This is a genomic window from Piscinibacter sp. PDB5-1 (assembly GCF_056676035.1).
In genome coordinates this window covers 485,009-507,044 of record NZ_JBWVZL010000001.1, presented here as the reverse complement: position 1 = coordinate 507,044, position 22,036 = coordinate 485,009, and the positions used below count along the sequence as shown (strand labels likewise).

Genomic DNA, 22,036 nt, shown 5'->3' with positions numbered 1-22,036 from the left:
ATGAACGCCGTGCTGGAAAGGCCCGTCGTCGAAGCCGGCATGGACTGGCTGCTCGACCGTTTCGCCACGGCGCGTGAACGCACGGCCTTCGTGCACCACGGTCAGCCGTTCAGCTATGGGCAACTGGTCGATGGCATCGCGGCGCTCGAAGCCCAGCTCACGGCGGCGGGCGTCGGCCCCGACGACACGGTCGTCGTGCTCGCCGACTACGCGCCCGACGTGGTGTGCATGCTGCTGGCGCTGGCCAAGCTGCGCGCCACCGTGGTGCCCATGACCCGCGGCTCGGTGATCGAAGAGAGCGAGGTGCTGACGATTTCGGGCTGCACGCGCCGCATTGCGTTTTCGCCCGACGGCCTGCACTGGGACATCGAATCGCGCAGCGAGCGGGTGTCGAACCCCTTGCTCGATGACTTCCGCCAGACCGGCCGGCCCGGCCTGGTGCTGTTCTCGTCGGGATCGACCGGCAAGCCGAAGGGCATGCTGCACGACTTCTGGCGCGTGATGGACAAGTTCAAGGTGCAGCGCGCGCCGGTGGTGGCGATTCCGTTTCTGATGCTCGACCACTTCGGCGGCATCAACACCATTCTTGCGATCACGTCGAGCCTGGGCACGGTGGTGACCACCGAAAACCGCCTGCTGCCGACGATCTGCGAAGCCATCCAGACCTACAAGGTCGATCTGCTGCCGACCACGCCCTCGTTTCTGACGATGCTGGCGGCAACCGACCTGCCGCAGCGCTACGACCTCAGCTCGCTCAAGCGCATCACCTACGGCACCGAGACGATGCCGCAGGCCACGCTCGACCGCATCCGCGAACGCTTTCCCAAGGCCGAGCTGCAGCAGACCTACGGCCTGAGCGAAGTGGGCGTGCTGCGCTCGCAGTCGCGGCCCGATGGCTCGCTGTGGGTGCGCATCGGCGGGCAGGGCTTCGAGACGCAGGTGCGCGACGGCATCCTGTGGATTCGCTCGGAGTTCCGCATGCTGGGCTACCTGAACGCGCCCTCGGCCTTCGATGCCGACGGCTGGTTCAACACGCAAGACCGCGTCGAGGTCGATGGCGAGTACTTCAAGATCCTCGGCCGCGTGACCGACCTCATCAACGTGGCGGGCCAGAAGGTCTACCCGGCCGAGGTCGAAGATGTCATCTTGCAACTGCCGAACGTGGCCGACGTGGTGGTCAAGGGCGAGAAGCACGCGCTGCTCGGGCACATCGTCGTCGCGCACGTGGCGCTGACCGTGCCCGAACCGGTGGCCGAGCTGCGCGCCCGGGTGCGTGCGGCGTGCCTGGCCAAGCTCACCAACTACAAGGTGCCGGCCAAGGTGCTGCTGATGGAAGCCGAGATGTACTCGGCGCGGTTCAAGAAGATTCGGAAGTAGGGCCGGGCATCGTTGATGCTCTCTTGCGAACCGCTCCCATCGAGCCAAACATGCGCATCGCCACCCTCATCCCCGCCTACAAGCCCGCCTACCTCGCCGAGCTGTTCGTCAGCCTGCGGCACCAGACGGTCAAGCCTTCGTTGATCGTCATCAGCGACGACAGCCCCGACCAAGCCTTCGTGCGGCAGCTCACCAGCGAGCCGCTGAAGTCGGTGCTGGCCGACCTGCCGCTGGAGGTGATCCCCGGCCCGCGCAGCGGCGCGTACAACAACTTCCGCCACCTGATGCAGGTGTGGGCCGGGCGCACCGAGCTGGTCCATCTGCTGCTCGACGACGACGTGATCTACCCCGAGTTCTATGCGCGCCACCGCATCGCCCATGCGATGGGGCGCTTCAACGTCTCGGTGAGCCGCCGCTGGACGGCGATGGAAAACGGCCAGCCCACCGGCAAGCTGAACCCGCCCGCCATCGTCGAAGACAGCCCGCAGCGCATGCTCGCCATGGAAGCGCGCTCGCTCTTCGCCTCGACCGTGGCCAACAGCGCCAACTGGCTGGGCGAGTTCTCGAACGCGGTGTTCCGTGCCGAGTTCGTGCCGCAGCTCGACAGCCCCACGCTCGACGGCATCAACTTCACCGGCCTCGAAGACCTGGGCGCCTTTCTCAAGGCCAGCCTCGACGCCCCGCTCGCGTACATCAACGAGTACCTGGGCTACTTTCGCACCAGCCCCCACCAGCATTCGGCCAACCCCATGGGCCGGCCGATGAAGCTCGCGCACACCGCCTACATCGGCCTGGCGATCGCCGCGCGGCGCATCGGCAAGATCAGCCCCGACGCGGCCGCCACCGTGCTGGCCGGGCTGTGCCCGACGGTGGTGATGCGCTACGGCCGCGAGGCCGACATGGCCGAGCTGTGCACGGTGATGCCCCGTCTGGCCCAGGGCGAAGCCGGTGCCGAAGAGGCCTTTCTGGCCGCGCTGACCCGCTACCTGGGCTGAGCGTCTTTCGTTCAGGCCCGCTCGGCACGCCCAAAACGCCGCGTCTCTGAGCGCAGCGCCTCGCGGTGCAGGGTGGTGCGAAGCCACCCCTGAAGCCCGGGTATTCGTCTTGCATGCCACGAGGGTTCGCCCTCCCGGCTCGGGCGGCAGCCATCCACGAAAATCGGCCACCCCGTGCACTTGACCCCGTTGATGCTGAGAAAGCTGTTGTCCGGCTACGCCGCCCTCGAAGACCGCTACGACGAGTTGCTGGCGCAGCCGGGTGAACCCCGCCCGCACTGGGACGCCTTCCTGCGCGCGCTCGCGCAGCGCGAGGGGCCGGTGGTGAGCGACAGCCTCTCGCTGATCGAACGCCAGGTGCGCGAAAACGGCGTCACCTACAACGTCTACGCCGACCCGCAGGGCGCCGACCGCCCCTGGCTGGTGGACCCACTGCCGCTCTTGCTGCCCGCCAGCGAGTGGGACGCCATCGAGGCCGGCATCGCGCAGCGCGCCGAGCTGCTCAACCGCGTGCTGGCCGACATCTACGGCGAACAACGCCTGCTGCGCAGCGGGGCCATTCCGCCCTCGGTCGTCTTCGGCCACACCGGTTTCCTGCACCAGTTGCAAGGCGTACGACCGCCCGGCGGCGTGCACCTCTTCAACTACGCGGCCGACCTGGCACGCTCACCCGATGGCCGCTGGTGGGTCGTCAACGACCGCACCCAGGCCCCGTCGGGCGCCGGCTACGCGCTCGAAAACCGGCTCGTCGTGTCGCGCGTCTTTCCGCAGCTGTTCAAAGACCTGCACGTGCAGCACCTGGCCTCGTTCTTTGCGAGCCTGCGCGAATCGCTGCTGCGCTGGGCCCCCAAGGGCGACGGGCCGCCGCTGGTCGCGCTGCTGACGCCAGGGCCGTACAACGAGACCTACTTCGAGCACGCCTTGCTGGCGCGCTACCTCGGCTTCGCGCTGGTCGAAGGCAGCGACCTCACCGTGCGCGACGGCCGGGTGTGGATGAAGACCGTCGAAGGCCTCAAGCGCGTGCACGCCATCCTGCGCCGGCAAGACGACGCGTACTGCGACCCGCTCGAATTGCGCTCCGATTCGGCCCTGGGCATTGCCGGCCTCACCGACTGCGCCCGCCGGGGCACGGTGTTCGTGGCCAACGCGCTCGGCTCGGGCGTGCTCGAGTCGGGTGCCTTGCTCGGCTACCTGCCCGACCTGAGCGAACTGCTGCTGGGCGAGCCGCTGAAGCTGCCTTCGGTGGCCACCTGGTGGCTGGGCGAGCCGGCCGCCTTTCACAACGCGTGGCAGCGGCTCGACCACCTCATCATCAAACCACTCGACCGCGCCGCGCGCGAGCCGGCGGTGTTCGGTGCCGACCTGTCCGAGGGCGAGCGTGCCGCCCTGCACGCGCGCGTGGCGGCGCGGCCGCAGCGCTTCGTGGCGCAAGAGTGGGTGCACGTGTCGCAGGCCCCGGTGCTCGAACGCGGCCCGGGCACGCACAGCGACGACCACATCCACGCCCGCACGGTGGGCCTGCGCGTGTTTGCCGTGGCCACGCCGCAGGGCTACCGCGTGATGCCGGGCGGGCTGACCCGCGTGGCGGGCGACGGCGACTCGCGCGTCATCGCCATGCAGCGCGGCGGGCGCTCGAAAGACACCTGGGTGCTGAGCGACGGGCCCGACACCGCGCCCATCTCGCTGCTGTCGAGCACCGTCACGGCCGACGACCTCGTCACCTCGCGCGGCAACGTGCCTTCGCGTGCGGCCGAGAACCTGTTCTGGTTCGGCCGCTACGGCGAGCGATGCGACGCGGCGGCGCGCTTGCTGCGCGTGGCCATCGCGGCCGTGCTCGGCAACACCGACGCAAGGGCGGTCGATTATTCAGACGGCCTCGTGCCCACGCTCGCACTCGCCAAGCGCATGGGGCTCATCGCCTCGACCGACGACGCCGGCCCTGAGCTGCTGCGCGCCGCGACGCACCCCGACGAAGCCTTGAGCGAGCGCCTGCGCCAGCTCTCGCGCGTGGCCTTCAACCTGCGCGACCGCATGTCGCTCGACAACTGGCGCACCATCAACCGGCTCATCGGCGACCCGGTGTTCCAGCGCGGTGGTTCGTTGCCGCTGGCGCTGGCCTGGCTCGACCGCGCGGTCACGTCGATGATGACCCTGTCGGGTTTCGTGCTCGACGGCATGACGCGCGGCACCGGCTGGCGCTTTCTGTCGCTGGGCCGGCGCGTCGAACGGCTCTCGACCCTGTGCACGGCCTTGCAGGTGGCCGTGAAAGAAGGGCGCTCGGGCGGGCTCGACTGGCTGCTCGAACTGGCCGACTCGACCGTCACCTACCGCTCGCGCTACCTCGTCGCCCCCGAATGGCTGCCGGTGCTCGACCTGCTGGTGCGCGACGACACCAACCCGCGCTCGGTGGCCTTCCAGTCGAAAGGCCTGGTCGAATACATCGGCAAGCTCGAACGCGCGCACGGCCGCTTCGCCGGCGACGTGATCGAGCCTGCGCACCTGGCCCTGCAGGCGCTGCAGGCCGCCGACCTCGACCCCGAGAGCGAGACGCTCGCCCGCGTGCTGCAGCAGCTCGAACTCGCGGCACGCAATGCGTCCGACGAGCTGACGCTGAAGTTCTTCTCGCACGCGCATTCGCGCAGTGTGTTGTCGTTGGTGGCCTGACATGAGACCCCCTGCGTCCACACCAGCGCGGGCCGAGCGCCGGGCCGCTCCCAAGCCGGCCCGCATCCCCCCGGGGGATCGACCGATGTGCGCATCGGGCGAGGGGCTGTCATCACAACGGGCCGAGCGCCGGGCCGCTCCCAAGCCGGCCCGCATCCCCCCGGGGGATCGACCGATGTACGCATCGGGCGAGGGGCTCACATGATGGAGCGATACCGCATCGAACACGAAACGCGCTACGTGTACGCCGCGCCGGTGTCGCAGTCGTGGCAACTGGCCCGGCTCACGCCGCGCAAGCTGCCGTGGCAGAAGCTGCTGGCGTGCGCGATCCAGATCGACCCGCCGCCCGACGAGCGCCATGACGCGCCCGACTGCTTCGGCAACACCATCACCCACTTCGGCCTGCACGGGGCGCACCGCATGCTGCGTGTGCGCATGACCTGTGACGTCGAGGTCGGCCCTCGGCCCGCACCTGCCGACGCCGATGAACCGTGGGAAGGCGTGCGCGATGTGTTGCACGAACCCGTGCCCGAAGCCGCGACCGAAGAAGCCGACCTCGATGCCGCCTTCATGTGCGAACCCTCGGCACTGGTGCCCCTGTCGGCCGCCGCGCAGGCGTATGCGGCCGCGTCGTTCACGCCGGGGCGCGATTGGCTCGAAGCCGTCACCGACTTGATGCAGCGCATCCACGCCGACTTCGAATTCGAGCCCGGCGTCACCACCGTCAGCACCTCGGTGGACGACGTGCTCGCGCACCGCCGCGGCGTCTGCCAGGACTTCGCCCACCTCATGCTCGCCTGCCTGCGCAGCCACGGGCTGCCCGCGCGCTACGTGTCGGGCTACCTGCTCACCGACCCGCCGCCGGGCCAGGCACGCCTGATGGGTGCCGACGCCTCGCACGCCTGGGTGGCCGCGTACTCGCCCGCGCGGGGCTGGGTCGAGTTCGACCCGACCAACGACCAGTTGGCCGACACGCGCCACATCACGCTCGCTTGGGGTGCCGACTTCGCCGACGTGGCCCCGCTGCGTGGCGTGATCCTCGGCGGCGCCGAGCAGCAGCTCGACGTGTGGGTCAGTGTGGTGCCGGTGGGGTGAGGCCCCGAGGCGCGGGCGCTTCGACGCGCTCGGCGTGACCGGCGGTGGGCCTCAGCCCGCCACGCGCGTGAACACCAGGTCCCACACGCCGTGCCCGAGCTTCAGGCCGCGGTGCTCGAACTTCGTCAGCGGCCGGTAGTCGGGCTTGGGCGCGTAGCCCTCGGCGGTGTTGCGCAGTGCCGGCTCGGCCGACAGCACCTCCAGCATCTGCTCGGCGTAGGGCTGCCAGTCGGTGGCGCAGTGCAGGTAGCCGCCCGGCGCGAGCCGCGTCACGAGCTTGGCCACGAACTCGGGCTGGATGAGCCGGCGCTTGTTGTGCTTCTTCTTGTGCCACGGGTCGGGAAAGAACACGTGCACCCCCGCCAGCGAGCCGGGCGCGATCATGTGTTCGAGCACCTCGACGGCGTCGTGCTGCACGATGCGCAGGTTGCCCAGCTGCTTTTCGCCGATCAGCTTGAGCAGCGCGCCCACACCGGGCGTGTGCACTTCGAGGCCGAGAAAGTCGGTGTCGGGGCGACCTTCGGCGATGGCGGCGGTGGCGCCACCCATGCCGAAGCCGATCTCGACCACCAGCGGTGCCTCCCGCCCGAAGGCGGCGACGGGGTCGAAGCGCTCGGGCGCATAGGGCAGCACGAAGCGTGGCCCCAACTCTTCGATCGCGCGGACCTGGCCCGTGCCCATGCGCCCCGCGCGCACGACGAAGCTTCGGATGCTGCGCCGCACAGGCGCGGCCGGGGACTCGACGGGATCGGACATGAAACACCCGGGGCCTGGCGCCGCCGGCAGAGCACAAAGAAGGGGCTGGATTGTGCCGCGCCCATGCGGGCCGCCTCCCCGCGTCGCGTCACCCAACCGGCGTCCCGCGGTGTGGCGTCTGTTTCGTTTAGAAACAAATAGAACAGTTTGCTCACATCTCAGGGGCTTTTGTTCAAGGCATTTCAGAGGCGCCTCGGCAGCATCGCCCACGGTGTGACTGGTTGCCGCAAGGCATTGGTCACGCAAACAAAAGAGCCCGACCACGGGCTTGATACCTCAACTGGAGACAGCCAATGACCACCCGTTCCCGCGCCTTCACCGGGCGCTCGCTCCGCCGTGCCACCGTGGCACTGGCCGCCAGCGCCGCCTGCATGGCGGCCCAGGCCGACACGCTTTTCCAAGAATCCTTCGCCAGCGGCCTGGGCGGCTTCACCTCGGCGGGCAGCGTCAGCACCGGCACCTATGGCGCCCGCATGACGGCCAGCGCGCTGGGCACCGATGGCTCGATCCGCTCGTCGGCCATCAGCACCGTCGGCTTCACCAACATCACCCTGAGCTTCAGCCGCAGCTCGTCGGGGCTGGACACCGGCGAAGCCGGCATCGTCGAGTTCTCGACCAACGGCAGCACCTACACCACGCTCGAATCGAGCCGCACCGCGTCGGGCGCGACGACCTTCGCGCTGCCCAGCACGGCCGCCGGCCAGGCCACGCTGTACGTGCGCTTCCGCGTCAGCGCCAACTCGTCGCTCGAGAACTACACCGTCGCCAATGTGCGCGTCGACGGCACCGGCAGCGGTGGCCCGACCGACCCGCCGCCGGTCGGCCTGCGTGACCCGGGCACCGGCCCGTGGACGCTGGTGTCGGCCGCCAACGTGGGCACCGAGTGCAAGCTCGATGCCGCCGCGCTGCAGCAGGCCAACCGCACGCTGAACCTGTCGTACGCCATCGTGCGCTACGGCAAGCTATGCCACGAGTACTACCCGAGCGGCCGCGACTCGGCCAGCCAGGTCTATTCGACCACCAAGACCATGGGCGCGCTGACCGTCGGCGCACTGATCCACCAGACCAAGAACCTGCCCGTCACCAGCACGCGCAAGCGCGGCCCTCTGGGTGAGTTCCAGCGCATCGACCACTGGCTTGACAGCTTCACCTTCCAGTCGGCCTCGACCACCGCCCACGTGCTGGGCATGGTCAGCGATGCGTCGCCCAACCTGAACTACCCGAACCGCGAGTTCCAGTACGACACGGTCGGCAGCGACGCCATCAACCGCCTGAGCGATGTGGTCAACACCGTCGTGGCGCAAGACAGCGCACGGCTGGGCAGCAACATCGGCACCTTCTGGCGCCGCTTCCTGGCCACGCCGCTGGGCTTCGAGAACTCCACCTGGGGCACGTCCGACAGCAGCAAGAACTTCGCGACCAGCTGGCAGACCACCATCCGCGACATGGCCCGCCTGGGCCTGCTGATGAACAACGGCGGCGTGTGGAACGGCCAGCGCATCGTGGACGTCAACTACCTCTACAACCTGGGTCACACCTCGTTCGAGGACGCCAACACGCGCTACGGCTACCTGACCTGGCTGCAAGAAGAAGACGCCTGCACGCCCAAGCCCCAGTACCGCAGCTACCCGCACGGCCCGGTCTCGAACGCACCGAACTGCGGTCGCTCGAGCTGCGCACCGCAGCAGTACGACGTCGGCGTGTTCTTCGCGGCCGGCCTGGGTGGCCAGTACATCATCGTCCACCGCGGTCTCGACATGGTCATCGTCGTCAAGGACTCGGGCGGCCAGTCGGGCGCCGAGCCCGCGCGCTTCTGGCAGGCCATCCGCCCGGCCGTGATCGCCCTCGACCCGGTGTACCGCGGCAACCCCACCGGCTTCTGCAACGCCTACGGCGCGGGCAACTACGCCCCCGACCTGAAGCTCTGGGAAGGCGGCCGCTGATCGCGGCTTGACCTCAGCGGGTGCGCCGCGTCGCACCCGCCGCGTGGCACGGCAGTCCACGGCTCGCAAGGGCCGTGGACTTTTTCTTTGGCGTCTTCACCCCGTTTGTCGCGCAGCGCCGTTCAACCCCGTGTCATCACTCACGAGGGCTTGAACATGAATGCCAGAACCCTGCTCGCCGCCTGGGCCGTCGCCCTGGTCGGCACGGCCACCTTCGCCGCCCCCACGCCACCGCCCGCGAAAACCGCGCTGCCGGCCTACGCCAGCGAGGCCGAGCTGAACCAGGCCCTCGCCCGCTGGAGCGAACGCGCCGAGCGCCTGGAGAGCGAGCGCCGCCGCGCGATGCCGTCCAAGCCCTTCGCGATGTCGGCCGCCCCCGCGCCGGCGGCCGAGGCCACGGCCGGTGCCATCGCCGAAAAGTCTGCCACCGCCGACGAATCCATCACCAACGTGCAGACTGCCGGGGTGGACGAAGGCGGCATCGTCAAACGCGCCGGCGACCACCTCGTGGTGCTGCGCCGTGGGCGGCTCTTCACCGTGCGTGTCGCGGGCGACGCCCTGCAGCCCGTGGCCGCCATCGACGCCTTCGCGCCCGGCAGCGACCCCGGCGGCGCCTGGTACGACGAACTGCTCGTGTCGGGCTCGACCGTCGTCGTCGTGGGCTACAGCTACGCACGCGGCGGCACCGAGGTTGGCCTGTTCGAGCTGGCACGCGACGGCACCCTGCGCTACCGCGAGACCTACCACCTGCGCAGCTTCGACTACTACTCGGCGCGCAACTACGCCAGCCGCCTGATCGGCACGAAACTCGTCTTCTACACACCGAGCTTCCTGCGCGCGGGCGGCCTCGCCCCGCAGCACTGGATGCCCGGCCTGCGCCGCTGGCAGGGCGACACCGCCCACGGCTTCGAACGCATCCTGCCGGCCACGCGCATTCACCGCACCGACGACGAGTTCGACGCCACCCAGCCGCTCGCGCTGCACACCGTCACCGCCTGCGAGCTGGCTGCGCGCCCCCTGCGCTGCGAATCGACCGCCGTGCTCGGCCCGGCGGGCCGCGTGTTCTACGTGTCGGCCGGCTCCGTCTACGTGTGGACGGCCGGCGCGCCCCGCACACGGGGCCGTGCACCGCGCGCCAGCTCGGCCGTGTTTCGCCTGCCGCTCGACGGCAGCGCGCCCACCGCCTTGAAGACCAGCGGCGTGCCCATCGACCAGATGTCCTTCCTAGAAGACGCGAGCGGCCACCTCAACGTGCTGCTGCGCGAGTGGGGCGCCGGCGAAGGCATGTGGGGCAGCGAACGCACCCACGGCGACATGGCCCTGCTGCGCGTGCCTCTCGCCGACTTCGGCGACGGCCGCAGCGCCGCCGGCCCCCGCCACTACCGCGAGCTGCCCACCGTGCCCGGCTGGTCGGTGCAGAACCGTTTCGTCGGCGACTGGCTGCTGTGGGGCGGCACCGGCGGCGACCGCGGCCGCACGGGCACGCCGCCCGCACACGCGGTGCGCTACGCGGCCGACGACGCCACGGCCACGCCGCTGCACGTGCCCCATGGCGTCGAACGCATCGAAGCCCTGGGCGAACACGCGCTGCTCGTCGGCGCCGGCAGCGGCGGGCTGCACTTCAGCAGCATCCGCCTCGGGGCCGACGAAGCCCAGCCCGCCGGCCGCCACGTGCAGGCCGGCGCCACACAAGGCGAGAGCCGCACGCACGGCTTCTTCTACCGACCCACGGCCCACGGCGAAGGCTTGCTCGGCCTGCCCGTGCTCGGCGCCAGCAACGGCTCACCGCACGGCACCGCTGCCGTGCTGTACCTGCGCCAGCGCGACCTCGCCTTTCGCACGATGGGCCGCCTGAGCGCCGGGCGCATCGCAGCCCGAGACGATGGCTGCAAGGCCTCGTGCGTGGACTGGTACGGCAACGCGCGGCCCATCTTCCTCGGCGACCGCGTGCTCGCGCTGATGGGCTACGAGCTCGTCGAAGGCCGCATCGCCCGCGGCTTCAGCGGCGAACGCATCGAAGAGCGGCGGCGGGTGGACTTCACCCCCAAGGCCCGCGCGCGCGGTGCATGGGGCGAGGGCGACTGAGCGGGCCCGGTGCGCCGGCGGCAGGTGACGCGGCGCGACCGAGGGCCATGCGGGCCTTCAGTCGCCGCCGCCGCAACCCCCGCTGCACCCATCGCCGCCCCCGCCGCAGCCTGAGCCGCCACCCGCGTCGTCGCGCGAGTCTCTGTCATGGCTGCCCGAGCCACTGGTCGACGACGCGGCGGCCAGGTCGCCTGCGCAATAGATGGCCGGGCCGCCGTCGCCGTGCAGCGAGTTCGCGCGTGCTGCCACGCAATCGAGCGCGTAGTGAAAGCCGCCCACGATGCGCAGCTTCGCGTCCAGCGCAAACAGCAGCGGCAAGCGCGTCGGCCGTTGCGGGTTGATGTGCTCTTCGCGGCACACGGCCTGCCAGCAACGGCGCAGCCCCTCATGGCCCGCCGATGCGCCGCCGCTCATCACCGCTGCTGGCGTGTGATGAAAGAAGCGCCCGAAGCCCTGGCGGCAAAACTGTTGGTAGTTGCGCGTGTAGAGGATGAACTCGTGCCACAGGTCATCGACCACCTGCGATGGCATCGAGATTTGCCGTCCCCGGCTCTTCAAGTGAGCCAGGAAGAACTGCCGCAGCCCATGCGCGACGAGTTGGCAGTCTTTCAGCGACAGGTGCGGGTGCTGCTTGCGCAGCTTGTCGAACAAGCCCGGCGGCAGCGTGAATGTGCGGATGTGTGCCTCACGACGCAGCCCCATTTGCCGCCGCCACAGGTGCGCCGTGAGGATCGCGAATGCGGCCGTGATGAACAACAGCGCGAAGGTCATCGGCGGCGCCGCTCACTGCCCGCCGAGCTGCTGGATGCGCAGGAGTGCGTGCGATCGCATGCAGCCGATGCGTTCCAGCGAGCGGATCGTGCCGCTGATGTTTTGCAGGAAGACGTAGTGGCACTCGTTCTCGCGAAACGTCACCCAGGCGCGTTGCGCGTTCAAGAGCGCCTTCTTCATCTCGACCTGGATGTGCGGCTCGTGGTCGGGCGAGTTGATGCGGGCCATTGCTGCGCGGTAGACCTTGTTCAACCGGGCCTCGACGACCTTCAGCTCACGCGCAGCACATTCGTTCAGGTCGGGCGTCGACTCGGCCTTGTTGCAGTCGAGTGCCCAGGCGCACGAAGCGCAGAGCCACAGCAGCAGGGGAAGAAGTGTTCTCTGCATCGATGGTGATTGACTTTGTTGAACGGTTCGGTGGATCTTAGGCTGGCCATGCGCTCATGGCCGACGCTGTCAGGTGTCGAGGTGATTGCGCCCCCAGGTCCGTGTCAACCGTCGATCCCGCGTCGGCGAATGCCACCCTCACCGCGCTAGAATCCGCCCCCATCGCGGGTGTAGTTCAATGGTAGAACGGCAGCTTCCCAAGCTTCATACGAGGGTTCGATTCCCTTCACCCGCTCCAAAATCCCTTCGGGCCGCATCGTGCGGCCCGCGTTGTTTTTGTCTTCGACGGGGCAGGTGGGTGTGATGGACGAGGCCGTGTTGCGCGTGTTGTGGTTGGCCGAAGGCGCGTCGGCCGCGATGTCTGCGCCGGGCCTCGATGGCGTGCCGGGCTGGGTGGTGGACCGCGCCGAAGGCCTCGATGCGTTTGCCGGCTCCAGCCCCGCGCAAGCGACCGTCGTTTCTCTGGCCGGTGGCGAAGCGCTCGACGCGCTGCTGCACTGGCCTTCGCTCACCACGGCCTGCGCTGAAAGCGCGGTGCTGGTGTTCTGCCCGGTGGTCGATGCGAGCGTGGCCTTGCGCCTCGTGCAAGGTGGCGTGCAAGACGTGGTGGCGCATGACGAAGCGGCGACGCTGGTGTCGCGTCTGCGCTGGGCCATCGAGCGCAAGCGCCTCGAACTCGAAGCGCGCAAGGCCTACGCGACCGACCTGATGACGGGCCTGCCCAATCGGCACCAGTTCGTCGAGCACATGAGCCAGTTCATCGCGCTGCGCGAGCGCGAAAACGCCACGGTGAACCTGCTGGTGCTGCGCATCGACGGGTTGGCGGGTATCGAGGCCGGCCACGGGCCCGAGTCGGCCAACGTCGTGCGTCGCAAGGTGGCGGTGCGCTTGCGTGCCAACCTGCGCGCGAGCGACGTGGTGGCCTCGCTCGGGGCCGATGCGTTTGCGGTGTTGCTGCCTTCGACTGAAACGCTGCCCGATGTGCAGCGTGTGGTGATGAAGCTCATGCGCGCCTTGCGCGAGCCATTCAACGTGGCGGGCAGCGCGGTGGGGGTGTCGGCGCACGCGGGGGTGGCCCAGTTTCCGCAAGACGGCCGCCAGCCCGAAGAGCTGCTGCGCCACGCGTCGGCGGCCTCGCTGTCGCGCGCCTACGGCGGCGGTGCCGCCAACGAATAGCGCCTGACATGGGCACGCACCCGCCGGGAGGGCGGGCGCGCTGCTCACATCAAATCAACACACGCTCAGACCACGCTCAGCGTGACTTCGACGTTGCCGCGCGTGGCGTTCGAGTACGGGCACACCTGGTGGGCGGCGTGCACGATCTGCTCGACGGTGGCCTTCTCAAGACCCGGCACGTTGACCTTCAACGCGACCTCGATGCCAAAGCCGGCCGGGATGGCGCCGATGCCCACGTCGGCCGTCACGTTGGTCTCGGCGGGCAGGGCGATCTTCATCTTGCCGGCCACGACCTTCATCGCGCCGATGAAACACGCCGAGTAGCCGGCGGCGAACAGTTGTTCGGGGTTGGTGCCGATGGCGCCGTTGCCGCCCAGTTCTTTCGGCGTGGTCAGGCGCAGGTCGAGCACGCCGTCAGACGACTTGGACGTGCCTTCGCGGCCACCGGTCGAGGTGGCGGTGGCGGTGTAGAGGGCTTTTTCGAGCTTCATGGTCAGACCTTTCAGTGGGTGGGATGGGGTGAGAAAACCGCTGGCACTGCAGCGGCGGGTGAAACGTGGCCGGTGTGCATCGGCGCTCAGGCGCTGGCAGCCTCGCCCGATGCGTCCATGCGCGACAGCAACTCGGCGCGCAGTTGCTGCAGGCGCTGGGTGAGGGCGGTGATGTCGTCGAGCGGTGTGGTGGCGCCCTGGTTCAGCTGCGTGGGCACGCAGCGTGCCTTCTTCTTGAGCGCTTGGCCGGCGGGAGTGAGGTGCACGTGCACGCGGCGCTCGTCGTCGGGGGCGCGGCGGCGTTGCACGAGGCCGGCGGCCTCGACGCGCTTGAGCAGCGGGGTCAACGTGCCCGAGTCGAGAAACAGCCGCGCGCCCAGTTTACCGACCGAGGCGCCGTCGGCTTCCCACAGCGCGAGCAGCACGAGGTACTGCGGGTAGGTCAGGCCCAGCGGCGCCAGCAGCGGCTTGTAGAGCTTGGTCATCGCCAGCGAGGTCGAGTACAGCGCGAAGCACAGCTGGCGGTCGAGTTGCAGCCACGCGTCGGCGTTGCGATCGTCGTTGGCGGCGGGGCGGCGGGTGTTCGGCATGGCTCGCACTGTATTCAATTGGCGAAAATTAAATTGTGTGCAATCTAATTGCCCGTGCTCGCCCAGGGGTTTTGCCTCAGGCGCTGCGACCCATGGGCCGATGTGGCAGGCACGAACCGCTCAAGCCCACTGCGCTGGTGCCGAAATCAGGGCGCTTGTGTCGTCGCTTTTGCGCTGTCGCGACGCGTTTCCCTGATCGACCCTCCCTTTCGATTTCCATGACCCACCTCATCGGCTCCTTGAAGATCTGGCAGAAGTTCGCGTTGCTCGGCGCCCTGGCGCTGGCGTTGGTGTTGCCGCCCACGGCCATGGTTGTGAAGCAGGGCTTGCAGCAGGTTTCGCAGCTGGGCGCTCGGGCCGCGGGCATGCAACCGGCGGCCGACCTGCTGGCGCTCATCAAGCTGACCCAGCAGCACCGGGGGCTGACCTCGGCGGTGCTGGGCGGTGACGCGACCCGCGCGCAGGCACGCCAGGCGCTGCGAGGCGAGGTGGACCAGGCCCTCGAACGCGCGCTGGCTTCGACAGGCCGTTACGACAACGAAGCCATGGCGCAGCGGCGCGACAAGCTGAAGGCGGACTGGACCCGCCTCGCCGCCGAGGTGGACGCCGGCTCGCTGCCCGCCGGCACGAGCTTCTTGCGCCACACGATGCTGATCCGCGAGCAGCTCGACGCCCTGACCGCCGTGGCCGATGCCTCGGGCCTGTCGCTCGAAGAAGACGCGGCAGGGCACTTTCTCGCCCGTGCGGTGCTCGACGAGCTGCCCGCGCTCACCGAGTTGCTGGCGCAGGCGCGCGGTCGTGGCGCCGGCCTGCTGGCCAAGCGCGAGATCAGCGACGACGAGCGCCTGCGCATGGCCACCCTGCTCGACGCGGCGCGTCACCGCCAAAAAGAGTCGGCCTCGTCGTTCGAACGCATGCGCGACGTGGGCGCGACGTTGAACGCCCGGCTCACCGAGCAGGCGCAGTCGGCCAGCGACGCCGCCACGCAGGCCGTGAACATGGTGGACTACCAGATCGTCAAACCCGAGGTGCTGAGCCAGCCCTCGGCTGACTACTTCGCCGCGATGACCCAGCACATCGACGCGCAATTCGCGCTCGGCACGACGGCCTTCGAGGTGTTGCGCGAGCGGATCGACGCCGGCGTGGCGCAGGCCCGTCGCACCCTGATGCTGCTGCTCGGCGGTGCCGCGCTCGGCCTGGGCTTCGGGCTGTGGCTGATGGTCGCCATCACGCGCCAGACCTCACGCTCGGTGGCGGCGGCGCTGGCCGCGGCACAAGCGCTGGCGCGCGGCGAGTTGACGCACCGCGTGCAGCGGCAGTCGAGAGACGAACTCGGCCAGATGGTCGAGGCCCTGGGCCATTCGATGAACACGCTGGCCGGTGTGGTGGCCGACATCAAGAATTCAAGCGAAGCCATTGCGACGGGCTCTGATCAGATCGCCGTCGGCAACACCGACCTCAGCCAGCGCACCGAAGAGCAGGCCGCGAGCCTGCAGCGCACGGCCTCGTCGATGGAGCAGTTGTCGCAGACCGTGCGGCACAACGCCGACACCGCGCGCACCGCCTCGAGCCTGGCCGGGCAGGCCAGCCACGTGGCGACGCGCGGCGGCGAAGTGATGGGCCAGGTGGTGGCGACCATGGGCGACATCGCCGCCAGCTCGCACAAGATCAGCGACATCATCGGCGTGATCGACGGCATCGCGTTTCAGACCAACATCCTCGCGCTGAACGCCGCCGTCGAAGCCGCACGCGCGGGCGAGCAGGGCCGGGGCTTCGCGGTGGTGGCGTCTGAAGTGCGTTCGCTGGCCCAGCGCAGCGCCGAAGCCGCCAAAGAGATCAAGAGCCTGATCGGCGCCAGCGTGACGCGCGTCGAAGCCGGCTCGCAACTGGTCAACGATGCCGGCGCGACCATGCAAGACATCGTCACGCAGGTCAAACGCGTGAGCGAGCTGATCGGTGAGATCGGCCACGCCACGCAAGAGCAGACCTCGGGCATCCAGGACGTGACCACAGCCGTCGGCCAGCTCGACCAGGTGACGCAGCAGAACGCCGCGCTGGTCGAAGAGTCGGCCGCCGCCGCCGACAGCCTCAAGCAGCAAGCCGTGCGCCTGGTGCAGGTGGTGGGCGCGTTTCGTACCGCCTGAGCCAGCGCCGGCGCCCGGCGAAGCTGCCTGCCGGGTGCGCCGGGTGCTCCGGGCCTAGCCCTTGCCCGACAAGCTTTCGACCTGCTCGGTCAGCTCCAGCCAGCGCAGCTCGGCGGCCTCGTTGTCGTCGCCGATCTGCTTCAAGCGCTTGCCCAGTTCGGCCAGGCGGGCCGGCGCCACGCCGGGTGAGGCCAGTTCGGCTTCGATCGACTCTTTCTCACGCGTCAGCCCGGCCATGCGTTGTTCGAGCTTGGCCATTTCGTTGCGCAAGGGCTTGGTCTGCTCGGCGACCTTCTGGCGGGCCTGCGCGTTGCTCTTGCGGTCGTCGCGGCTGGCCGGGGCCGGGGCGGGTGCCACCGGGGCGGCCACCACCACCGGGGCCGCGGCTTTGGCGGCCGGGGCGCCCCGCTGGGCCTTGGCCATCTCGCGCGATTGTTCGAGCAGCCACTTCTGGTAGTCGTCGAGGTCGCCGTCGAAGGGCTTGACCGCGCCATCGGTGACCAGCCAGAACTCGTCGCACACCTCGCGCAGCAGGGCGCGGTCGTGGCTCACCAACATCACGGTGCCTTCGAACTCGTTCAGCGCCATCGACAGCGCCTCGCGCGTGGTCAGGTCGAGGTGGTTGGTCGGCTCGTCGAGCAGCAAGAGGTTGGGGCGCTGCCACACCAGCATCGCCAGCACGAGGCGCGCCTTCTCGCCGCCGCTGAGCGTGCCCACGGCCTGCGTGACCATGTCGCCGACGAAGCGGAACGAGCCCAGAAAGTCGCGCAGCTCTTGTTCACGCGCCTGCGGGCCCACGTCGCGCGCGAGCCGCACCATGTGCATCAGCGGGCCGTCGTCGAGCGAGAGCACATCCAGCTCTTGCTGCGCGAAGTAGCCGATCGACAAGCCCTTGCCCTCGGTGACTTCGCCCGACACCAGGGGGATCTCTTTGGCGATGGTCTTCACCAGCGTCGATTTGCCCTGGCCGTTGGCCCCGAGGATGCCGATGCGCTGGCCGGCCAGCACCGAGCGGTTGATGTCTTTGACGATGGCGCGGCCGTCGTAGCCGCAATTCATCATCGAAAACGCCAGCATCGGGTTGGGCAGGCTGACGGGCTCGCGGAACTCGAACTGGAAGTCGCTGCTCGTGAGCACCGGGCCCAGCTTTTCCATGCGCGCGAGGGCCTTCACGCGGCTCTGCGCCTGCTTGGCCTTGCTGGCCTTGGCCTTGAAGCGGTCGATGAACTTCTGCAGGTGCGCCATGCGCTCTTGCTGCTTGGCGAAGTTGGCCTGGGCCTGCAGCAGGCGTTCGGCACGCATCTCTTCGAAGGCGGTGTAGTTGCCGGTGTAGCGCGTGAGGCGCGTCTCATCGAGGTGCAGCGTGACCTGCGTGATCGCGTCGAGAAATTCGCGGTCGTGGCTGATGACGATCATCGTGCCTTCGTAGCGCTTCAACCAGGCTTCGAGCCAGACGAGGGCGTCCAGGTCCAAGTGGTTGGTCGGCTCGTCGAGCAGCATCAGGTCGGCCGGGCACATCAGCGCGCGGGCGAGCTGCAGGCGCATGCGCCAACCGCCCGAGAAGCTGTTGACCGGGGCGTCGAGCTGGTCGCCGCGAAAGCCCAGGCCCATCAGCAGGGCCTGCGCGCGGGGGCGGGCCTCGAAGCCGCCGGCTTCCATGATTTCCTGGTGCGCGTCGCCCATGGCGTGGCCGTCGTCGGCGGCCTCTGCGGCGGCCAACGCGGCGTTGGCTTCCATCAGCCGCGTGTCGCCTTCGAGCACGAAATCGGTGGCGCCCTGTTCGGTCTCGGGCATGTTCTGGGCGACTTCGCCCACGCGCCAGCGCGGCGGGATGCTCACGTCGCCCGCGTCGCTTTGCAGCCGCTTGGTCAGCAGCGAGAACAGCGACGACTTGCCGGCGCCGTTGCGGCCCACGAGGCCGATCTTCTCGCCGGGTTGCAGCGTGACGCTGGCCTCTTGCAGCACGATCTTCGTGCCGCGCCGAAGCGTCACGTCTTTCAGGTTGATCATTGTTTTTTCTCCGCGCGGGCCGTCCACTTGGCCAGCGCATCACGGGTCACGAGCAGCACCTGGTCGTCGCCGGCGCTGGTGTCGAGCCACGCCACTTCGAGCTTGCGAAAGGCGTGTTCGAAGTGCGCGCGCTCATTGCCGATCTCGAGCACCAGCACGCCGTGTGCACTGAGCTTGGCCGGCGCGTCGCGCACGATGCGGCGCACCAGGTCCATGCCGTCGTCGCCACCGGCCAGCGCGAGTTGCGGCTCGTGCTGGTACTCGGGCGGCAGCGCGGCCAAACTCTGTGCGTTGACGTAGGGCGGGTTGCAGACGATCAGGTCGTAGGGGCCGGCCACGCCGTCGAGCAGGTCCGACTGGATCAGCGTGATGCGCTTGGCGAGCTTGTGCTTGTCCACGTTGATGCGGGCGATGGCCAGCGCGTCCTCGCTGATGTCTGCGGCATCGACCGTGACCTCGGGGTAGGCCATCGCGGCGATGACCGCGAGGCTGCCGTTACCGGTGCACAGGTCGAGCACGGTGCGGGTCTGGTCCGACAGCCACGCGTCGAGCGTGCCGTCGCCTTCGCCGTCGGCCAGCAGCTCGGCGATGAACGAGCGCGGCACGATGCTGCGTTCGTCGATGTAGAAGGGCACGTTCTGCAGCCAGGCTTCTTGGGTGAGGTAGGCGGCCGGCTTGCGCGACTCGATGCGCTCGGTGACCACGGCCTCGGCCTTGGCGGCCTGCTCGGGCGTCACCTCGCGCTTGGCCTTCGTTTCCAGCTCGTCGAGTGGCATGCCCAGGGCCCACAGCACCAGCCAGGCGGCCTCGTCGAACGCGTTGGTCGTGCCATGCCCAAACGAAACGCCCGCCTGTTTGAGGCGGGCGCTTTGCGCGGTGATGAATTCAACAAGGGTCATAGCAGCAGGCCTTCCAGTGTCTTGCGGTAGATGTTTTTCAAGGGTTCGAGCGACGCCACTTCGACGTGCTCGTTGATCTTGTGGATGCTCTCGTTGAGCGGCCCGAATTCAACGACCTGCGGGCAGATCTTGAAGATGAAGCGCCCGTCGGACGTGCCGCCGGTGGTGGACAACTCGGTCTCGACGCCGGTCTCGCTGCGAATGGCGTTGCCCAGCGCCGTGCACAGCGTGCCGGCCGGCGTGAGGAAGGGTTCGCCGCCGAGCGTCCACGCTGTGTGGTGGTCGAGGCCGTGGCGGTCGAGCACCGCGTTCACGCGTGCCTTCAGCGACTCGGGTGTCGATTCGGTCGAGAAGCGGAAGTTGAAGTCGATCACCACCTCGCCGGGGATGACGTTCGTCGCACCGGTGCCGCCGTGGATGTTCGACACCTGGAAGCTCGTCGGCGGGAAGTACGTGTTGCCACGGTCCCACTCGACGCCGGCCAGTTCGGCCAGCGCGGGCGCGGCGAGGTGGATCGGGTTCTTGGCGAGCTGCGGGTAGGCGATGTGACCCTGCACGCCCTTGACCGTGAGCTTGCCCGAGAGCGAGCCGCGGCGGCCGTTCTTGATCATGTCGCCCAGCGTGTGCACCGAGGTTGGCTCGCCGACGATGCAGAAGTCGATCTGTTCGTTGCGCTCTTTGAGCACCTGAACAACCTTCACCGTGCCATCGACCGAGGGGCCTTCTTCGTCGCTGGTGATGAGCAGGGCGATGCCGCCGCAGCGATCACCGTGCTGGGCGACGAACTCTTCGATGGCGACGACCATCGCGGCGATCGAGGTCTTCATGTCGGCTGCGCCCCGGCCATAGAGCTTGCCGTCGCGGTGCGTGGGCACGAAGGGGTCGCTGAGCCACTGGTGGAGCGGCCCGGTGGGCACCACGTCGGTGTGGCCGGCGAACATCAGCAGCTTGCCGCCCGGCAACGTGGGGCGGCGCACGGCCCACAGGTTGGTCACCGAGAAGTTGTCGGGCCCGAAGGTGAGCGTTTCGCAGGTGAAGCCCAGCGGTGCCAAGCGCTCAGTCAGCAAGGCCTGGCAACCGCCGTCGTCGGGGGTGACGGAACGGCGGGCGATCAGGTCTTCGGTGAGGTTCAGAACGGCAGACATGGGTCAGAACAATGGCAGGGCGGGAGCGGGACGTCGACAAGCTCAGTCCGAACGGGTTTGGTGGTTGGCGACCAGGATCTTCGATACCTCAGCCCGAACGGGAAGCGCACGTGACCTGCGGCCTCTGCCCGCAACGCGCGCACCACGCTTCGACGCCCCGGCCCAGGGGCGGCCAAGTGCAACGCGCTGGGACGGGCTGCATTGCGCACTTCGCGCAGGCCGGGATTTTCACCTCAAGCGGCCACATGCCAAGAATCGGCCCTGCCGCCACCCACCCCACCGCCTGCCCGGCGCGCGTTCTCGCTCAGAACCGCGTGGCCCGGAACCCGCTGTTGCGGCCTTCGTCAGCGGGCACGTCGAGCGTGATTTCGGTGAAGCTCGCGTGGTCGTCCTGCTCTTCTTTCTTGGGCACAACGCGTGAGACCGGGTCCATGTCGTTTTGCAGGCGCCACATCAGGTTGGTGGGCGAATCGGCATAGGCCAAGCCTTCGTCGCGCGTGATCACGCCCTCGGTGATCAGGCGGGCGATGTCGGCCTCGAAGCTCTGCGAGCCTTCGGCCATCGACTTTTCCATCGCCTCTTTCACGCCGCTGATGTCGCCCTTTTCGATCAGCTCGGACACCAGCTTGGTGTTCAGCAGCACCTCGACCGCCGGGCGGCGCCCGCCGGCCGTGGCACGCAACAGCCGCTGCGACACGATGGCCTTCAGGCCCGAGGCCAGGTCAGACAGCAGGGCCGGGCGCGACTCGGGCGTGTAGAACGACAAGATGCGCCCCAGCGCGTGGTAGCTGTTGTTCGCGTGCAGCGTCGAGAGCACCAGGTGGCCCGACAGCGCGTACGAGATCGCCGCGGTCATGGTTTCGCGGTCGCGGATTTCACCGATGTAGATGCAGTCGGGCGCCTGCCGCAGCGCGTTCTTCAGCGCCACCTGCAGCGATTGCGTGTCGCGGCCGACCTCGCGCTGGTTCACCACCGAGCGCTTGTTGGTGAAGATGAACTCCATCGGATCTTCGATCGTCAGGATGTGGCCGGTCATCTGCTGGTTGCGCTGCTCGATCATCGACGCGAGCGTGGTGCTCTTGCCGGTGCCCGTGGCGCCCACCATCAGGATCAGCCCACGCTTCTCCAAGATCAGCGTGTTCAGCACCTGTGGCAGGTTCAGCGTTTCGAGCGCCGGAATGTCGTGCGGGATGTGGCGGAACACCGCCGCGATCGAACCCCGCTGGCGAAACGCGCTGAGCCGGAAGCTGCCGACCCCGCTCAAGCCCACGGCGACGTTGAGTTCGCCCGTGTCCTCGAGGTCTTCCATCTGTGTGGGCGTCAGCAGCTCGGCGATCAGTTGCCGCGGCTGCATCGGGCTCAGCGGCTGGTCGCTGAGCTGCAGGATTTGCCCGTTGATCTTGATGAGGATCGGCGTGTTCGCCGACAGGTACACGTCGGAGGCATTCTTGTCGGCCATCAGCCGGAGCACGCGCTCCATGTTGCCGCCCTGGTTCACCGTCATGCTG

17 protein-coding genes and 1 tRNA gene are annotated in these 22,036 nt (G+C 68.7%); 9 read left to right on the top strand and 9 right to left on the bottom strand.

Going from position 1 to position 22,036, the window contains the following annotated elements; translation table 11 throughout:
* The 4 genes from AC1KAT_RS02235 to AC1KAT_RS02220 all read left to right on the top strand — a co-directional run bounded on the left by AC1KAT_RS02235 (position 1) and on the right by AC1KAT_RS02220 (position 6,131).
* Complete coding sequence (locus tag AC1KAT_RS02235; protein ID WP_480322339.1) at positions 1 to 1,377, top strand: class I adenylate-forming enzyme family protein; 1,377 nt, start codon at positions 1 to 3, stop codon at positions 1,375 to 1,377.
* A gap of 50 nt (positions 1,378 to 1,427) precedes the next feature.
* Positions 1,428 to 2,372 carry a glycosyltransferase family A protein gene (locus tag AC1KAT_RS02230; RefSeq protein ID WP_480322337.1) on the top strand — a complete coding sequence of 315 codons (945 nt, stop codon included), beginning with the start codon at positions 1,428 to 1,430 and terminating at the stop codon, positions 2,370 to 2,372.
* Between the two features lie 192 nt (positions 2,373 to 2,564).
* Positions 2,565 to 5,036 (top strand): circularly permuted type 2 ATP-grasp protein, encoded by a 2,472-nt coding sequence (locus AC1KAT_RS02225; RefSeq protein WP_480322335.1) that lies wholly within the window; start codon positions 2,565 to 2,567, stop codon positions 5,034 to 5,036.
* Positions 5,037 to 5,237: 201 nt separating this feature from the next.
* Positions 5,238 to 6,131 carry a transglutaminase family protein gene (locus AC1KAT_RS02220; RefSeq protein ID WP_480322333.1) on the top strand — a complete coding sequence of 298 codons (894 nt, stop codon included), beginning with the start codon at positions 5,238 to 5,240 and terminating at the stop codon, positions 6,129 to 6,131.
* A 51-nt stretch (positions 6,132 to 6,182) separates the two neighbouring features.
* Here AC1KAT_RS02220 and trmB read toward each other — a convergent pair whose 3' ends face one another.
* Positions 6,183 to 6,887, bottom strand: a complete 705-nt coding sequence (gene trmB, locus AC1KAT_RS02215; protein WP_480322331.1) for a tRNA (guanosine(46)-N7)-methyltransferase TrmB — start codon at positions 6,885 to 6,887, stop codon at positions 6,183 to 6,185.
* A gap of 293 nt (positions 6,888 to 7,180) precedes the next feature.
* Here trmB and AC1KAT_RS02210 point away from each other — a divergent pair, with 293 nt between their 5' ends.
* Both AC1KAT_RS02210 and AC1KAT_RS02205 read left to right on the top strand, forming a co-directional pair.
* Entirely contained in the window at positions 7,181 to 8,830 is a 1,650-nt protein-coding gene (locus AC1KAT_RS02210) for a serine hydrolase domain-containing protein (RefSeq protein WP_480322329.1), read from the top strand.
* 156 nt (positions 8,831 to 8,986) lie between these two features.
* Positions 8,987 to 10,915: a beta-propeller domain-containing protein gene (locus tag AC1KAT_RS02205; protein WP_480322327.1), complete on the top strand. Its 1,929-nt coding sequence runs from the start codon at positions 8,987 to 8,989 to the stop codon at positions 10,913 to 10,915.
* A 57-nt stretch (positions 10,916 to 10,972) separates the two neighbouring features.
* On the opposite strand, the gene AC1KAT_RS02200 is transcribed toward AC1KAT_RS02205, so the two are convergent.
* Positions 10,973 to 11,686 carry a glycine-rich domain-containing protein gene (locus AC1KAT_RS02200; RefSeq protein WP_480322325.1) on the bottom strand — a complete coding sequence of 238 codons (714 nt, stop codon included), beginning with the start codon at positions 11,684 to 11,686 and terminating at the stop codon, positions 10,973 to 10,975.
* 12 nt (positions 11,687 to 11,698) lie between these two features.
* The gene (locus AC1KAT_RS02195) at positions 11,699 to 12,073 is read right to left on the bottom strand and encodes a lysozyme inhibitor LprI family protein (RefSeq protein WP_480322323.1); all 375 of its coding nucleotides are present in this window, start codon (positions 12,071 to 12,073) and stop codon (positions 11,699 to 11,701) included.
* Positions 12,074 to 12,237: 164 nt separating this feature from the next.
* Here AC1KAT_RS02195 and AC1KAT_RS02190 point away from each other — a divergent pair.
* Positions 12,238 to 12,311, top strand: a tRNA-Gly gene (locus AC1KAT_RS02190).
* 65 nt (positions 12,312 to 12,376) lie between these two features.
* Complete coding sequence (locus AC1KAT_RS02185) at positions 12,377 to 13,249, top strand: GGDEF domain-containing protein (protein ID WP_480322321.1); 873 nt, start codon at positions 12,377 to 12,379, stop codon at positions 13,247 to 13,249.
* A 65-nt stretch (positions 13,250 to 13,314) separates the two neighbouring features.
* Here the strand turns inward: AC1KAT_RS02185 and AC1KAT_RS02180 are convergent, their stop codons facing one another.
* Together AC1KAT_RS02180 and AC1KAT_RS02175 are read right to left on the bottom strand one after the other, a co-directional pair.
* Positions 13,315 to 13,740: an organic hydroperoxide resistance protein gene (locus AC1KAT_RS02180; protein WP_480322319.1), complete on the bottom strand. Its 426-nt coding sequence runs from the start codon at positions 13,738 to 13,740 to the stop codon at positions 13,315 to 13,317.
* Positions 13,741 to 13,826: 86 nt separating this feature from the next.
* Positions 13,827 to 14,330 carry a MarR family winged helix-turn-helix transcriptional regulator gene (locus tag AC1KAT_RS02175; protein WP_480322317.1) on the bottom strand — a complete coding sequence of 168 codons (504 nt, stop codon included), beginning with the start codon at positions 14,328 to 14,330 and terminating at the stop codon, positions 13,827 to 13,829.
* Positions 14,331 to 14,548: 218 nt separating this feature from the next.
* Between AC1KAT_RS02175 and AC1KAT_RS02170 the strand changes: the two genes are divergently transcribed.
* Positions 14,549 to 16,474: a methyl-accepting chemotaxis protein gene (locus AC1KAT_RS02170; protein ID WP_480322315.1), complete on the top strand. Its 1,926-nt coding sequence runs from the start codon at positions 14,549 to 14,551 to the stop codon at positions 16,472 to 16,474.
* 54 nt (positions 16,475 to 16,528) lie between these two features.
* On the opposite strand, the gene AC1KAT_RS02165 is transcribed toward AC1KAT_RS02170, so the two are convergent.
* From AC1KAT_RS02165 to AC1KAT_RS02150, 4 genes are all read right to left on the bottom strand, one after another.
* A complete protein-coding gene (locus AC1KAT_RS02165) occupies positions 16,529 to 18,484 on the bottom strand; it encodes an ABC-F family ATP-binding cassette domain-containing protein (RefSeq protein WP_480322313.1) in 1,956 nt (651 codons plus the stop codon).
* Complete coding sequence (gene prmB, locus AC1KAT_RS02160) at positions 18,481 to 19,383, bottom strand: 50S ribosomal protein L3 N(5)-glutamine methyltransferase (RefSeq protein WP_480322311.1); 903 nt, start codon at positions 19,381 to 19,383, stop codon at positions 18,481 to 18,483. The genes AC1KAT_RS02165 and prmB overlap by 4 nt, the downstream gene beginning before the upstream one ends.
* Positions 19,380 to 20,528, bottom strand: coding sequence for a succinyl-diaminopimelate desuccinylase (gene dapE, locus AC1KAT_RS02155; RefSeq protein WP_480322309.1), 1,149 nt, complete (start codon positions 20,526 to 20,528; stop codon positions 19,380 to 19,382). The genes prmB and dapE overlap by 4 nt, the downstream gene beginning before the upstream one ends.
* Before the next feature lie 304 nt (positions 20,529 to 20,832).
* On the bottom strand, positions 20,833 to 22,032 hold the full coding sequence (locus AC1KAT_RS02150) for a PilT/PilU family type 4a pilus ATPase (RefSeq protein WP_480322307.1): 1,200 nt from the start codon (positions 22,030 to 22,032) through the stop codon (positions 20,833 to 20,835).
* Between the last annotated feature and the right edge of the window lie 4 nt (positions 22,033 to 22,036).